12 protein-coding genes and 1 rRNA gene are annotated in these 14946 nt (G+C 57.1%); 1 reads left to right on the top strand and 12 read right to left on the bottom strand.

Annotated features, from left to right (window positions below):
* From KJS47_RS15000 to KJS47_RS14970, 7 genes are all read right to left on the bottom strand, one after another.
* Nucleotides 1-319 (bottom strand): 16S ribosomal RNA (locus KJS47_RS15000); the annotation flags it as partial.
* 393 nt (nt 320-712) lie between these two features.
* A complete protein-coding gene (locus KJS47_RS14995; protein ID WP_213525825.1) occupies nt 713-2002 on the bottom strand; it encodes a neutral/alkaline non-lysosomal ceramidase N-terminal domain-containing protein in 1290 nt (429 codons plus the stop codon).
* 14 nt (nt 2003-2016) lie between these two features.
* The gene (locus KJS47_RS14990; protein ID WP_213525824.1) at nt 2017-3042 is read right to left on the bottom strand and encodes a Gfo/Idh/MocA family protein; all 1026 of its coding nucleotides are present in this window, start codon (nt 3040-3042) and stop codon (nt 2017-2019) included.
* Entirely contained in the window at nt 3039-3896 is an 858-nt protein-coding gene (locus KJS47_RS14985; RefSeq protein ID WP_249716391.1) for a sugar phosphate isomerase/epimerase family protein, read from the bottom strand. Before KJS47_RS14985 ends, KJS47_RS14990 begins: the two co-directional genes overlap by 4 nt.
* A 63-nt stretch (nt 3897-3959) precedes the next feature.
* Nucleotides 3960-5150 carry a DegT/DnrJ/EryC1/StrS family aminotransferase gene (locus KJS47_RS14980; RefSeq protein WP_213525822.1) on the bottom strand — a complete coding sequence of 397 codons (1191 nt, stop codon included), beginning with the start codon at nt 5148-5150 and terminating at the stop codon, nt 3960-3962.
* A gap of 180 nt (nt 5151-5330) precedes the next feature.
* Nucleotides 5331-6218, bottom strand: a complete 888-nt coding sequence (locus tag KJS47_RS14975; RefSeq protein WP_213525821.1) for a carbohydrate ABC transporter permease — start codon at nt 6216-6218, stop codon at nt 5331-5333.
* An 11-nt stretch (nt 6219-6229) separates the two neighbouring features.
* Entirely contained in the window at nt 6230-7198 is a 969-nt protein-coding gene (locus KJS47_RS14970) for an ABC transporter permease (protein ID WP_249716389.1), read from the bottom strand.
* 324 nt (nt 7199-7522) lie between these two features.
* Between KJS47_RS14970 and KJS47_RS14965 the strand changes: the two genes are divergently transcribed.
* Nucleotides 7523-8908: an extracellular solute-binding protein gene (locus tag KJS47_RS14965; RefSeq protein WP_213525820.1), complete on the top strand. Its 1386-nt coding sequence runs from the start codon at nt 7523-7525 to the stop codon at nt 8906-8908.
* A gap of 126 nt (nt 8909-9034) precedes the next feature.
* Here KJS47_RS14965 and KJS47_RS14960 read toward each other — a convergent pair whose 3' ends face one another.
* The 5 genes from KJS47_RS14960 to KJS47_RS14940 all read right to left on the bottom strand — a co-directional run bounded on the left by KJS47_RS14960 (nt 9035) and on the right by KJS47_RS14940 (nt 14944).
* Entirely contained in the window at nt 9035-10282 is a 1248-nt protein-coding gene (locus tag KJS47_RS14960; RefSeq protein ID WP_213525892.1) for a DegT/DnrJ/EryC1/StrS family aminotransferase, read from the bottom strand.
* A gap of 46 nt (nt 10283-10328) precedes the next feature.
* Entirely contained in the window at nt 10329-12023 is a 1695-nt protein-coding gene (locus tag KJS47_RS14955) for a polysaccharide deacetylase family protein (RefSeq protein WP_213525819.1), read from the bottom strand.
* A gap of 28 nt (nt 12024-12051) precedes the next feature.
* Complete coding sequence (locus tag KJS47_RS14950) at nt 12052-12960, bottom strand: Gfo/Idh/MocA family protein (RefSeq protein ID WP_213525818.1); 909 nt, start codon at nt 12958-12960, stop codon at nt 12052-12054.
* A 249-nt stretch (nt 12961-13209) separates the two neighbouring features.
* Entirely contained in the window at nt 13210-14100 is an 891-nt protein-coding gene (gene galU / locus KJS47_RS14945; RefSeq protein ID WP_213525817.1) for a UTP--glucose-1-phosphate uridylyltransferase GalU, read from the bottom strand.
* Complete coding sequence (locus tag KJS47_RS14940) at nt 14084-14944, bottom strand: PHP domain-containing protein (protein ID WP_213525816.1); 861 nt, start codon at nt 14942-14944, stop codon at nt 14084-14086. Before KJS47_RS14940 ends, galU begins: the two co-directional genes overlap by 17 nt.
* Nucleotides 14945-14946: the final 2 nt, after the last annotated feature.

Genomic DNA, 14946 nt, shown 5'->3' with positions numbered 1-14946 from the left:
TTCACCCTCTCAGGTCGGCTACGCATCGTCGCCTTGGTGAGCCATTACCTCACCAACTAGCTAATGCGCCGCAGGCCCATCCATAAGTGACAGATTGCTCCGTCTTTCCTGAGAATGCCAGGCGACATTCTCAACTATCCGGTCTTAGCTCACGTTTCCGTGAGTTATCCCGATCTTATGGGCAGGTTGCCTACGTGTTACTCACCCGTCCGCCGCTAAGCCCAGGGCGATCCGAAGATCGCCAAGAGCTCCGCTCGACTTGCATGTATTAGGCACGCCGCCAGCGTTCGTCCTGAGCCAGGATCAAACTCTCCATAAAAGTGCCCAAGACCCGAGGATCTTGAAACGTTTTAAAGAAAGAGCGATTCGCTCATTTGTTCAAACAGTTGCAATGGGTTCGAAAACCGCACTGCGCTGGCTTAAATTACTCACTCGTTGTTCAGTTTTCAAAGGGCATTTGATGTTTCGTTTGTTCATCGCCTCGTTATCAGCGACTCTTATATACTATCATATCCGTTCGTCGGTTGCAAGCTTTTTTTAAATTTCTTTTTGAGCTTGCTTGTCCGGCTCTCTGTAAGCAACCGGCCGTCCGAAGCGGCGAGATCTAATGTACCACGATCCGCCGCTCGAACGCAACCCTTTTGCTAAAAGAAATTCATTCCAAATGAATCAATGATGCCAACTGCATCGTCTTCGATGCCCAAGCTTCTTCCTATTCAGCTAGCAGTTCCTTAATTCCGCCAAGCAGCCTGGCTTCCAGTTCGGGAGAAAATGCTGCGGGAAGACCGAAGTAAGGAGCGGACTCTCTGCCTTCGTAGCCGCCTTCCCGAACCTGGGCGGCCGTCGGCACATATCCGATCATGCCGTTGCTGTAGGCAACCGGCCACAATGCATCGCTCGATAGCTTCTTCACGGCGAGTCCGTATTCTACCACGACCTCCCCATTCATCGCGACCATGCCGAAGCCGTCTGCCAGTCGAATGAGAGAGAGCTCCATCGCCGCTGAAGGCCGGTTCCTCTCAGGCTGAGCCAGAAGTAGACTTGCCCATTGCCCTATATAACCGGGTTGGCCCGCTTGCTGCGCTAGCTCTTCGGAGGATGGCTGCGATTCGAAGGGCAAGTCGACAACCGTTCGCTTGCTGATCAGCGGTAACGGGTCGAGCGGATCCATCCTCGAAGCGAGAACCGAACGGACGGCGTTGGCCAGCTCCTCGCCGAACCGGGTTACATCCTCCGCATCCCCTCTGTGAAAGGCCCCTTCCTTGATGAGTGCCGGGCGAATATCGCCGCAGCAGCCTTGAACGAAGGAAACGAGAACGTCTTCCCCTACGGTCGTCTGCAGCGATTCCACGGCAGCACCGGCGAATTCCGATGACACCGCATTGTCCGAGGTGGTTGTTGTGTGACAGGTATAATGAAACAGAATTCCTTTGTCCCTGCCGTCGCTGAGCCTGGTAAACCGAATAACGGAAACCTCGGGATCGGTTACGCCGTCCGGATTGGGAGCCATGACGATCGATCCATCGACCGCCTTGCGCCGATTGATCCCGATCCGGCATGTTCCGGCGCCGCGAGACAGCTGAACCTTCTCCATATTACCCGAAGCCAGCCGAACCGCCTTAAACAGCTGGTCCTCCAGATAGGACACGTACCCTTCCTCCATCACTCCGAGAATAGGAAGGAACCAACTGGACGTCTGAGGCCCCGAATGGGTGTGCGAAGCGTGAAGAATAATAGAAGAACGGGGAATGCCCGTCTGGTCCTCCAATTCGCTCAGCAACTTCCCGACACGTTCGGGACCCCACCAAATGATATCCGCCTGGACAAACAGCGCGCGGGCCGGAGATCCGTCCGGCCCTGCCTGCTCAAACATCCATGCCCGTAAATATAGCCTTCGCTCCACCTTCTCCCATACGCCGATCCGGTGTGCGAAGCCCGCCAAAGGCACCGGATGCACAGGGGTAATCTCAACGCAGGATGTTCCGAGCTGCATAGCTTCCATCCTTCCTGCCCCTCCTACTCCACGAGCTGAACTGCTTCGCCGGAGGCCGACGAACGGTAGATGGCCTCGATGAATTGCACAGCGCGTTTGCCCTCCGTGCCGTCGATCTCAACGGGGTTCCCCTCTTCCAACGCTTTCAGTACGGAAGCGATCTGCTGCTTGTGGTAGTAAATCGGAATTTCTTTGGGGTCGGAAATCCCGCCACCCGTCGTGGCCGGGCTCTCAAAGACAGGCTGGTCAACACCAGGAACGGTCCAGTGGGTAATCGTGGACCCTTCCAGCTTGACCGTCCCTTTCTCCCCATAAACGACGAGCGAAGGAGCAAACCCTGGCTGGATGCTGGTAGAAGCCATTACGGTCCCGAGGGCTCCGTTCGAGAACTTGGTGACGGCCACTCCGATGTCTTCCGCTTCCATCCTGTGCGTCTGCGTCGCCGTATGCCCGAAGACCGACACCACCTCGCCGCCCAGCCAAAGCAGCAGGTCGACCTGGTGAATGCCTTGATTCATAAGCGCCCCGCCGTCCTGAGAGACGGTTCCCCTCCAGTCGGCGGAATCGTAATAATCCTGCCCCCGGTAATACGGAGTCGTTGCTTCCAGCAATAGCAGTTTGCCAAGACGCCCTTCCTGAATAAGCCGATGAAGCAGCCGGTGCTGAGGCTCGTATCTTCTTTGGGAAATGACACTGATCGTGACGCCCGCTTCCTCGGCTGCCGCGATCATGCGATCGGCATCTGCCGCTGTCATGGCGATCGGCTTTTCTACGATCAAATGTTTGCCTGCCCGCAAAACCTCAATCCCGATCGAGGCGTGGGTACCGCTGCTTGTCGTCAGACAGACGATGTCCACATCCGAAGCCTGCAGTAGCTCCCGGTAATCGGTCGTCCATCTGCAGTTTTCGGCCGCGGCGATCTGATTCGCTTTTGCTTCCGTCCGATCCGACAGCATCACCAGTTCTGCATTGGGAAGCTCCCCAATCGACTTGCGATGGAACTCGGAGACGCTGCCGCAGCCGATCAATCCGAATTTCCATTTGGTCAAGCCGTTCCCACCTCCGTTACAATGTTCTTCCAGCCGCGCAGGGTGAGGGCTGTCCCTTCCATTGCGGTGCCGCCCTCGGGAATATAGTGGGTTTCGATTGTGAACAAGCCGTCATAGCCGTCTCGCTCCAACGCGCGGAGCTGAGCTTCGAAAGGAACATTGCCCATCCCGATCGGAACGCAGCGGGGCGTTCCTTCTTCTGTCAGGTAAGCGTCCTTCAAATGAACATGGCCCAGCACATCTTTGACCTGCTCATACCCGTCCGGGAAAGAGGGACAACCGCCATATTCCTCGTTCCCCGGATCCCACAGTACCTTAAGAGCAGGAGAGTCCACCAAGCGAGCAAGACGTCCGACCTCTGCCGCAAATCCTCCATTGCAGGCGGGCTCGTTCTCCAGCAGCAGCAGGATGCCGGCCTTCTCGGCCAGCTCCGCTGCGCGCTTTAAATGACCGACAATCTCCTCTTCGTACAGCTCCGGCTGCTGCTCCCTCCAAAACGAGAAAATGCGAATTTTATTGGTGCCGAGAAGCTGAGCCACCTCGAATGCTCTCTGAAGCTTAGCAAAATGGGCCTCCACGCTCTCTTCATCCTGACCGAACGTATCGCCGGAAGCGACCGCCCGCTTGGGGTCAAGAGCACATTTGAAAACCGGAGAGGCGATAGCGGAGACATACAGCCCCCGTCCAGCAACCGATTCCTTGATAAGCGTCGCTTCTTCGTCGGTAACTGTCATGATGTTTTTGCCGTCCACCATCCGAATCTCCACATGCTCGAATCCTTGCTGCTCAATCCACTCAAGCGCCTCGACAAGCTTCGGAGACACCTCGTCCGTCAATACTCCCAATCGTCTCAATCCGCTTCCTCCTCTTCTGTCCTCTACATCGATTTTGTCCGTATCCAGATGGAACATCGTACATTAATAGGACGCCATAACCTTGCGCACGGCGTTTGCGATATCCTCGAGATCCGACTCGTCGCCAAGCAGCATGTTCTGGGTAAGCCAGATAACCTCTTTGTCGCTTGCCCTCTCGCTGACCGGGCAGGAGAAAGTTCTATCCTCTCCCGTCCATTTGCGGATCTCACTTAATACCGCCTCGTTCTTGTTAAGCGGAACGTACCCGTAGCTTGTGGGAATGCCCTCCGCGCTCAGTTTGGCGATCACGTCGTTCTTATCCAGGCGGTCCGCCACCTCGGGAGCGAGCTTGAACATGTATAAGTGATAGGCATGGCGGGTAATCTCAGGCGCGCGCTGCAGAGGCACGATGCCGTCGATTTGTCCGAGCATCTCTGTCAGCAGCAGGCCGTTTCTCTCGCGACGGGCCACCTGTTCGTCGAGCCGCGTCATCTGCCCGAGCAGGATGGCCGCCTGAAACTCCGTCATCCTATAATTCCAGCCGATATGCTCATGCTGGTACCAGGCTCCGCCACGGACCCGGCCTACGTTGGCGATCGACCAAGCCATATCCGCAAGAGCTTGGTCATTCGTCAAGATCATGCCCCCTTCACCGGAGTTGAGGTTCTTGCTGGACTGAAAGCTGAAGGTGCCCAGATCGCCGATCGCGCCGACTCCTGTTCCGTTCCACTGAGCGCCGACGGCTTGGGCGGCATCCTCGATCAGCCGGATGTTGTGCTTGGCCGCAATTTCCTTCAGCCGGTCAAGCCGGCATGGAGCTCCGGCAATATGAACCGCAATGATCGCCTTGGTCCGCGGGGTGATAGCGGCCTCCACCCGTTCCGGATCGAGAAGCAGCGTGTCGGGTTCTATATCGACGAAAACGGGAATGGCTCCGAAAAGGAGAGCGGCGGAGGCGGTGGCAATGAAGGTATAGGGAGGCATGATGACTTCGTCTCCCGGCTGGACTCCAGCCGCCTGCAGGGCTACACTGATGCCGACCGTGCCGTTCACGACAGTTACCGCATATTTGGCGTCCTGGTACGCAGCAAATTTTTGCTCCAACTCCTCCAGCTTGACCCTGCCCGTACCGCCCCACTTCCCGCTGTGCAGAACTTCGAGCAGCAGCCGTTCCTCGAGCTCACCGTAAATCGGCCATTCCGGAAACGCTTTCGTACGGACCGGCTGTCCGCCGTCCACTGCCAGCTTACTCATATTGTCGCCTACTTTCCTAATTATAATAGATATAGGTATCATACAAGTATCAGTATCATCATTATACACACAATGAGAGCGGTTTCCAAACCTATAAATTGTCTCTTTATCCCTCGTCTGCCCCTCCTATCGGCCAAAGAAAAAAGCAAAACCGGCGGACCGGTTTTGCTTGGGTGAAAGTCAGCCTTTAACGGCCCCGATCAGCATCCCCTTGATAAAATACTTCTGCAGGAATGGATAGACGGCAAGGATGGGCAGGATCGCCACCACAACGGTCGCCATCTTGATCGTCTCCGGCGGAAGCTGCTGAACCAAGGAAGCATCGACGGCAAGCTCGGAGCTGACGCTCGGCGTCTGAATCATGTTCCGAAGCACGACCTGAATCGGCATCAGCGACTTATCGGTCAAATACATGATCCCACCGAAGTAGGCGTTCCAGTGGGTAACTCCGTAGAACAAGCCCAGCGTCGCCATAATGGGAAGCGACAGCGGCAGGATGATGCGGACTAGCGTCTGAATATCGCCGCTTCCGTCCACTCTGGCCGCTTCCTCTACCTCCTCGGGCAAATTCTGAAAGTAGGTCTTCATAATAAGCATGTTGAACGTCGACACGAGACCGGGAATCATAAGCGCCCACAATGTATTCGTCAGTCCGGTCGCTCGAACGACGAGGTAGGTCGGGATGAGGCCGCCCGAGAACAGCATCGTGAATACGATCGCCATCAGGATAATGTTGCGGCCAGGCAGTGCTTTCTTGGACAACGGGTAGGCCAGCAAGGTGGTGACCAGCAGGTTGAGGAACGTCCCTCCCACGGTAATGATCACGGTTACCTTGAGCGCTTGTGGAACGACCGGGCTTCCGAATATCGTTTTGTAGGCCTCCCACGTCAACGTCTCCGGAATGATGACGAAGCCCCCGTTCCTCAGCACCTCCGCAAATGGAGTGATCGACATAATGAACACGTAATAGAGCGGGAACAGCGTCGAGAGGGAGAAGAGGGCCATCGTTGTATACAGGACAGCGTCTACGACACGATCGGCCTTGGATTTTTTGAGTACGTATGACATATGCGAGCCTCCTACCAGATCCCGGATCCACCGAGTTTTTTGGCAACTTTGTTGGCGAAGATGACGAGGATGAATCCGATGACGGATTTGAAGAATCCGACTGCCGCCGCAATGCTGAATTCCAGGTTCTCGAGGCCGCGCCGGAATACCCAAGTATCGATAATATCGCCGACATCGTAAACTCTCGCATTCAGGAAGATGTAGACCTGATCGAAGCCCGCGTCCATGATGTGGCCGATCTTCAGAATCAGCATCAGGACGAATACTTCCCGAATCCCCGGCAGAGTAATATGCCACATCTGCCTCCATCTGCCGGCTCCGTCCACGACGGCCGCTTCGTACAGCTCCTGGTTGATGGCGGCCAGGGCGGCGAGATAGATGATGGCACCGAAGCCCGTATTCTTCCAGAGGTCCGTGATGAGAAGGAGAGGCCGGAAGGCATCCTTGTTGGTGAGCACGTCGATCTGCGTCCAGCCCATGTCGCGGAACCAGGTGGAGATCAACCCGGAATCGGGCGCGAAGAAGGAGAACACAAGACCGTAGACAATAATCCAGGATAGAAAGTACGGGCCGTATGTAATCGTTTGAACGATCTTCTTGAACCAAGCCACCCGGATTTCATTCAAGATAAGCGCAAGGATGACGTCAGGCAGCATGTTGAAGATGATCCGGTAAAAACTGAGCAGCAGCGTGTTCCGCATGAGCAGCGGGAAGTCAGGGGAGGAAAAGATCGTACGGAAATTGTCGAACCCCACCCAATCACTGCCCCAGATGCCTTTCATCAGATTGTAGTTCTTGAAGGCGATGACGAGCCCGCCCATCGGGACGTAATGATAGATCAGGTAGTACAACAGGCCCGGCGTCATCATGAGATAGAACCACTTGTAACGATTCAGCCGGCTGAGTAGGCTTGTCGAGTGGGTCTTCTTGACAGGGGGGCGAGCAAGCAGGCTTCTGTCCGCTGTTTGTTCAGTCTTCAACAATAACACTCCTTCGTCTAGTGGCTCGTAAGCCGCTTAGCAAGACTTTCCCATAAAAGCGCTTACTTTGGTAGTTAAAATGATATGCCGAAACTAGGCAAAACACAAGTGCAGTACAAGTCTTTATTGTGTCTTTTTATTTTGTTCAAACGGGCTTCCACGCTCTGTAAACCTTATGTTTTCTCGCTATTTCCCATTTGTTCCCCGGCTCATCCATACAAGAAGCGCAGGCGAATAAACAATTCCTGTATCTTACTTGTTATTATACAGATTCTCCTATAAACTGGAATCTAACTCTATCCTACCTAGATAAAGGAAAGCGCTATGAGAAGAGAACACGAATTCCGTTATACCCAGCTGGCCGGCATTCTTCGCGAGCAAATTCTGTCGGGCTTTATCCGTCCGGGGCACTATCTCCTGTCGGAGCATGAGCTGTGCAAATTTTATGGACTAAGCCGCACTTCTGTCCGCAAATCGCTCGATCAGCTGGCAGGGGAAGGACTCATCGTCAAAAAAATCGGACAGGGGACGATCGTTAACCCCAATCTCCGGCTTGACCCGCCACGGAGAAAGGTGCTTCGCATCATCGCCACTTCTCCCTCCCACTATGTGGAGCAGGCGTTTCCGCTGCTGCTTGGCGCATTCGCCGACCGATTCCCGCTTGTGGAGGTCAAGCTGGTCCGGTTCCCGATGCTCGACTTCTGGGAATCGCTCCGAACAAGCCGCGAGATGGGCTTCGAGCCCGACCTCGTCTTCCTGTCGAACCGTCAGTTTGCCGAGATCGAAGAGGCGGCTTCCCTGCAAGATCTTAGCGCCGATCTGGCAGGCAGAACAGAGTCCGTTTATCCTTGGCTGCTGGAAGCTTTCCGATCGAACGGCCTTCAGCTGGCGGCGCCTGTAACCTTCTCTCCGGTCTATCTCGCCTATAATTCGCGCTTGTTCGAACAGGAAGGCGTTCCTCTCCCCGGCCCGGATTGGGATGCGGACCGATTCCTGGACGCCGCCACCCGACTCAGCCGAGATACGGACGGCGACGGGCTCGTTGATCAGTACGGCCTGTCCCTCTCCACCTCGCTAAGCCGCTGGCCGGTCATCGCGCTGCAGAACGATGTCCGCTTTGACGGGACCGCAGAACCGGATGCGCTTTTCCGCACGCTACGCTATCTTCATCACCTGATGTTCGAGCGGAAGGCGGCCGTTCCCTGCTCCCCCTCGATCCGGCTGCATTCCCGCGCATTCGAGCTGCAGAAGGCCGCGATGATGCTGACGACCTCCATCGAGTTGGCCGGGATCCGCGACCTACTCCCCTTCACCCCCCAGATGGCCCCGCTGCCGTTCGGCCCCGCTCGGGACTCCCTGCTGGCGGCGAACGTATTTGTCATTCCCAAAGACAGCGCGGTGAAGGATTTGGCTGTTGCCTTCCTGCATACGGCACTGGAGCCGATGCTCCAACAGAAAATCATGAAGGGACTCGGCTTCCTCTCTGTCTTCGACTCGGTCAATTCCCGGCTGCTCAGCCCTATGGAGAGGGAAGCCTTGCTCCTAACGGACGATCACATCCGAGGCGGCCATTTTCTTCACGAGGTGTTCCGCAACCCTCAGCTGGTCGAGGAGCTGGAGGCCGAGATGGAACTGTTCTGGTGCGGGATGGAGAGTGCGCGCTCAATGGCGGAACGGTTTTCCGCCCTGCTTGCCTCCTCGCGCCGCTGACCCTTTCTCCGCTCCCGCCCTCCAGTCCTGAGACGGAATGATCGCCTTCCTGCGGAGTCAGCCTCTAGGAAGAACCTAAAGCCACAAAAAAACCCTCGCGGCAGCCCGAGGGTTTTTCCAGTTCAATTATTTGCGGTAATGCTCCGCCACCTTGCGAACGGCGCGAATCGTTGCTTCTATGTCGTCCTCGGTGAAGAACTCGTTCACGGTCAAACGAATGGCCGTCTCCAGGATCGCCTCCGCCGTCGGACACAGTCCCTCTTCATAGGTTGTATCGGACAAATCGAACGGATAGTGCGTTCCCGGATATGCATGCCGCTGCTGGAACAGGCTTTGCAGGTAAACCACCGTCTTGATATAGCCGGGCGTATTCGGAATCCCCTCGGCACTCAGCGCCGCACTGAACTCTTCACGCGTACAGGTCAGCTCCTCCTCCTTGATCCGCATCATGTAGAACCAGTAGGTGGACTCGTTGCCTTCCTTTACTTCGTGGACCGAGATGCCGGGCACGCCTCTCAAGCCTTCCGTAATCCGGTCTCCATAGCGTTTGCGCTGCTCGCAGATCCATTCGAGCTTCTTCAGCTGAGCGATGCCAACCGCACCCTGGAGTTCCGTCATCCGGTAATTGGGCGCCAGGTAATTGAGGTCGCGGTTGAACAGGTCGCCGAACCGATTGTAGTTCTTGTCCGCGAACGCATGGGTGACGTAATAATCGTTCACGTCGCCGGAATTGACCGTAACGATGCCTCCGTCGCCGGTGGAAATATGCTTAAAGTCGTTCGTCGAGAAGCAGCCGTAATCGCCGATCGTACCAGCCAGACGTCCTTTGTAGCGGCACAGATAGCTCTGCGCGCAATCCTCGATGACTTTGATATTATGCTTCCGCGCTATCTCCATGATCGGATCCATGTCGCAAGGATTGCCGGCCAGATGAACGACGACAATGGCTTTCGTCCGCGGGGTGATCCGGGCCTCGATAGACGCCGGATCCAGGTTATAGGTGTGCGGGTCGAGATCCGCGAAGACCGGAATCGCATTCTGGTACAAAATGCCGATGAGCGTCCCCTGGTCGGTGATCGGGCTCGTAATGACCTCGTCTCCGGCCGTGACGCCGGCCGCACCCAGCGCCACATGGATCGATGCCGTGCCGGACGAAGTCGCTACGCTGTAATCGACTCTGTACAGCTCGTTGAACTCCTTGAGAAATTGCTTCACCTTGCCGCCAAAATGATAAAACAGCGTGTTCTGCTCCAATGCTTCCAGCAGTTCCTTGGCTTCCTCCAATCCGAACCGTTTGCCGGTGCCGAACGGAGTCGTCTTGACTTTGGGACCGCCGTGGATCGCCAGCTGCTCGCCTGCCGCCACCTTTTCCATCTGTTCCACTCTCCCTTAGCTCTTGTTCGAAAGCAGCGGCACCGTCTTACGCCGATACCGTCTGCTTGGTTACTATTTGCTTCCGGCACGGAATGCCGAATTTGAGCTCTGTCGGGCCATTGGCGGCCTCCTCCGCGTCTACGGGCACCCATACGACGACGTTCTCCAACCCCGCCGCATTGTCGACGATGACAAGACCGCTCGCATCGACATCCCGGATCGCCACCCGTCTTCTCGCGCGGACCCAATCGTTGATCTGCTTGCACGTCCAGAAGACGAAGCCGCGCTTTCGCGCCTCACGCACGACTTTGCGCACCGCGTCCGTGACCATGGGTTGCTCCTTGATATGAACCTGGTGGAACAGGAAATGCGCCACGCCCTCGACTCTCATCACGCCGTCCAGGAAAGGCTCCGCCACGCTGGAATCGGCCAGATGCCGATGATCCAGATCCTGTGTCAGGAAGCCAACCACCAGCACATCGTAATACCGGTTGCGCTCATCCGACCAGGCGATCGGAAAATACGGCTGAGCGGTTCCGAACAGGAAGCCGATGTTCCCCTTCTTGCTCGGTCCCCGCGTCTGTTCGGCCTCGATGCCGTGCGTTTCGCAGAAGCGGAACAGCTCGCCCCATCCCTCGAAACGTGTGTAATGATTCTTGTTCGAGGTGACCTTCTGCAAACCGGTCGCCTTCTTGAGCCAGTCGAATTGGCGCGCGAACTCGTCCGCGCCCCACCGGCCGTCTTGCTGATCCAGTGCATTGTAGTGGAAGGCGAGCTCATGGCCCGCTTCTTTGACACGCTCATAGATAGACGGACTGTACCCCGGCTCGATCATGCACCACGTCGATTGAATGCCGCATTCCTGAAGAACGTCCAGCGCCGCTTCAGCGTGAACATCCTGGTTGATGTCGCTGTCGTGCGAGATCATGGCGACATGAGGAACTCCCTCCGGCCACGGGCCGAGGAAGGGCAGCGTCAGTCCCATGCCGACGACCCGGCCGAGCAGGTGGCTCAGCAAAGCCTCGCGCCAATAATCAGCGTACGGATGGGCAAAGTAAGGCGCTCCCGTCTCGGTTTTGAGTCGGTCGAGCTCCCAATCCATCTCGCAGCGGTCGTCCGCTTTCAGGATGCCTTCGGCTACTTCGCCAGATCCGTCGCGAGCCGGCACGCCGTCTTCCCAGACCGGCGCTGTCCCCTGCTGGAGACCAACGATCGTTCCGGGAATGTCCACGGCCCAGCGGTCGACGAATCCCTCTCCAACGGGGAACCGGAGAAGCGCGGCTCCGCTCTTCGCTCCGTTCGGGCTATCTTTGCGAAGATAGCCCGTGCCGCTTGCCGAGCCCGTCTTCTCCTCCTCCACCAGCCACGGCCGAGCGTGGAGGAAGCGGAGAGGCACATCGGCGTCGGGAAGGAACGCATAGCCCGGCGCAACAGACGGCCGCTCCACGCAGCCCAGCTTGCCGGCCAGCTTGTTCAATCCCGCATAGCCGATGACGACGCCCCCCTGCTCGGCAAAGGAAAGAAGCCGGCTTGCGTTCTCTTCCGTCTCCTCCGCCAGCGCGACAATCACGACGTCGAATCGGTCTCTGCCGATCTCGGCGGTCGATGCCGTTTCCCGGAAAGGAATCCCGGCATGAGCCAGCACCTCTGTCACATAGCCTTCAAATACATTCATTCCGTGCGACCAACGCTTATCGGCGAATGCCCGGTCCAGCAGGACGCCAACTCTAGCCATCTTCATGAGAATGCCCTCACCTTTTTCTTATGGATTAAAGCCGGACGGTCCGCCCGGTTTCGCGGCTTTCGTTCGCCGCCTCGATGAAGCGGATGACGCGGATCGTCTCCTCCGGATCGATGGCGGGCTCCCCGCCCTCGAACATCTTCATAACTCGTTCCATCAGACTCGCATAGTAGGGCTTCGGATGCGCGTACACATCGATGAAGCTCGTATCCTGCTCGCGGTGCAGCAGGGCGCCGAACCGGTTGTTGCCAGAGCGGTTGCCGCGCAGCGTGCCGATACGGCCGTCCGCCCACTCCCCGACGACCAGATCGTGCTGCTCGTTGGTGGTCGCGGTCACCTGGATACAATCCTTGCCCATTGCGGCGAACAGCATCTCTACCGTATGAATGCCGTACCAAAACAAGCCCGGCTGCGTCGGCTGAATCGCCATCGGCCCGTAGACGTCCATGCCGATAATCGCTCCCTTGTCGTGGACGGCGAGCGCTTCGGAGAGGCCCTCGGCATACCGGAGAGCGGACGTGCTCATGAGCCGAACTTCATGCTCGGCGGCCAGCCGCATCATCTCCTCGGCGTCGGCAGACGATAGCGTAAACGGCTTATCAATAAAGACCGGCTTGCCAAACGGAGCAATAAGAGCGAACTGGTCCTTATGCACCCGGCCGTCGACGGATTCGAGCAGAATGGCGTCGCAGGAGCGGGCCACCTCTTCGGGCGATTCCACAATCCGAACCTGGAACTTGTCTCGCAGCGTGTCCGTATAGCCCGCGACGCGGCTGATGCTGAGCTCGAAGTCCTCCGAGCCCCCTGGATAGGCCACGATTACTTGAGCCCCCGGAATATGGTAAGGGTGTGAGGGATCGTTCAGCAGCTCGGTAAAGGCCGGAACGTGCGACGTGTCCAACCCGATTATGCCGATCTGCAGTTGCTTGTTGGTCATTACAGTCATCTCCTGTCTACGATTGGGAAAGTTCGAATAAAACGGTTACATAAACGGAAATCGAGAAGACAATATATATACCCTGTATGTAGCCTGTATCGTTTAAACCATAACCCTTTGTGGAGGATTTTGTCAATAGAGGAAAACCGTCTATAAATGATCAGAAAAAAAGCGGCCTCTAAGAGGCCGCTGTCGTAGATGGAATAAGTGCAAGGGAATGACGGCTGAGGAGAAAGCAGGAACGGAGAACTACCGTCGCGGAACCAGTTCCCACTGCTCGATCTTCTCCGCGAGATAGCTGCGGAGCTGGGGAGCCAGGTCATCCCGGCGCAGCGCCATCTCGATGGTCGCCTCGATATATCCGAGCTTGTCCCCGACATCGTAGCGGCGCCCTTGGTGCAAATACCCCAGCATAGGCTTGGTTCGGTTCAGGACACGCAGCGCGTCGGTCAGTTGGATCTCTCCTCCGCGCCCGGGCTCCTGCGTCTCCAGAATGCTGAAGATGGCAGGATCAATGATGTACCTTCCGATGACAGCGAGATTGGAAGGAGCGAGTTCCCGCGAAGGCTTCTCGATCAAATCCTCTATCTCGACGATCCGGCCCTCCCGGCCGTTCGCCGACAGGATGCCGTATTTGTCAACGTCCTCCCACGGCACCTCCTGGGTTCCGATGACGGATTTGCCCGTCTCCTCATAAATATCCATCATCTGGCGCAGACATGGCGGGTCGGCGTCAATGATATCGTCGCCGAGAAGCAGCGCGAACGGCTCGTCGCCGACGAACTTCCGCGCGCACAGCACGGCATGGCCGAGTCCGAGCGGCTGCTTTTGGCGGATGTAATGGACATCTACCAGGTTGGAGACTTCGCGAACGATCGAGAGCAGCTCGGTGCTCCCCTTCTCCTCCAGTGTCATCTCCAGCTCGACGTTCTTGTCGAAGTGATCCTCGATCGCCCGCTTGTTCCGGCCGGTTACGATGATGACATCCTCGATCCCGGAGGCGATCGCCTCCTCGACGATATATTGAATCGCAGGCTTGTCCACTATCGGGAGCATTTCCTTCGGCTGGGCCTTGGTCGCCGGCAGGAAGCGGGTGCCGAGCCCCGCTGCCGGGATAATCGCTTTACGAATGGTTGGCACGGTCTTCTCTCCTTCTCTCTAGCAGCTTCTCTACAACATCCTCTGCAATCCGCCGGTTGCCGATCGGCCCGTGGAACACTTGGCCGTGCCGTTCTCCGTGGTAGTCGGAACCCGCGGTTACCAGCAAGCCGTGTCTGTTCGCAAGGGAGGCGTACTTGGCCTCGTCCTCGGGCGTATGATCGGAATGATACGCCTCGATTCCGTCGAGCCCCTCGCCGATCAGCTCGTCTACGAGAGGGTCGTCGTGGTAAAGTCCCGGATGAGCCAGCACGGCGGTTCCGCCCGCCTCATGAATCCAGCGGATCGCTTCCGAAGGATGAATCCGGGGAGGGTTCACATAGGCCACTCCCGTCTTGCCGAGGTAGCGCTCGAACGCTTCCTCCATGCTGGACACATAGCCTTTGGCGATGAGTGCCTGCGCAATATGGGGCCGCCCTATCGTCTCGTCCGGCCGCGTCTTGCTTACACCCGCCAACACTTCCTCCATCGTAACGGCAAGCCCTAGCTCGTTCAGCCGGGCTATCATCATCTCGTTGCGCGTCTCCCTGACGTCTCTCAGCTGCCGCAGCCGATCCAAAAAGACGGGATCGCGTTCGTCGATGCCGTACCCGAGGACATGGATGTCCTGTCCTCCTGCCACGGTACTGATTTCGACGCCGGGAACGACCTTGATTCCTAATTTCTCCCCTTCCTCTACCGCTTCCTGAATGCCTGCCACCGTATCATGATCCGTAATCCCGATCGCGGCAAGTCCGGCTTCTTTGGCCAGCCGGACGTTCTCGGCCGGAGGCTGCGTGCCGTCCGACGCTGTCGTGTGGGTATGCAAATCCGCGTATCCGCTCATCT

The organism is Paenibacillus sp. J31TS4 (assembly GCF_018403265.1).
In the GTDB taxonomy this organism is placed as follows: Bacteria; Bacillota; Bacilli; order Paenibacillales; family NBRC-103111; genus J31TS4.
Note: the sequence above shows the minus strand (reverse complement) of the source record. Positions and strands in the feature narration are given on the sequence as shown.

Excerpts from the sequence above, each read along its gene's own strand:
- KJS47_RS14995 (WP_213525825.1), bottom strand. The coding sequence starts at position 2,002 with ATGGAAGCTATGCAGCTCGGAACATCCTGCGTTGAGATTACCCCTGTG.
- KJS47_RS14980 (WP_213525822.1), bottom strand. The coding sequence starts at position 5,150 with ATGAGTAAGCTGGCAGTGGACGGCGGACAGCCGGTCCGTACGAAAGCG.
- KJS47_RS14975 (WP_213525821.1), bottom strand. The coding sequence starts at position 6,218 with ATGTCATACGTACTCAAAAAATCCAAGGCCGATCGTGTCGTAGACGCT.
- KJS47_RS14965 (WP_213525820.1), top strand. The coding sequence starts at position 7,523 with ATGAGAAGAGAACACGAATTCCGTTATACCCAGCTGGCCGGCATTCTT.
- KJS47_RS14960 (WP_213525892.1), bottom strand. The coding sequence starts at position 10,282 with ATGGAAAAGGTGGCGGCAGGCGAGCAGCTGGCGATCCACGGCGGTCCC.
- KJS47_RS14955 (WP_213525819.1), bottom strand. The coding sequence starts at position 12,023 with ATGAAGATGGCTAGAGTTGGCGTCCTGCTGGACCGGGCATTCGCCGAT.
- KJS47_RS14950 (WP_213525818.1), bottom strand. The coding sequence starts at position 12,960 with ATGACCAACAAGCAACTGCAGATCGGCATAATCGGGTTGGACACGTCG.
- KJS47_RS14940 (WP_213525816.1), bottom strand. The coding sequence starts at position 14,944 with ATGAGCGGATACGCGGATTTGCATACCCACACGACAGCGTCGGACGGC.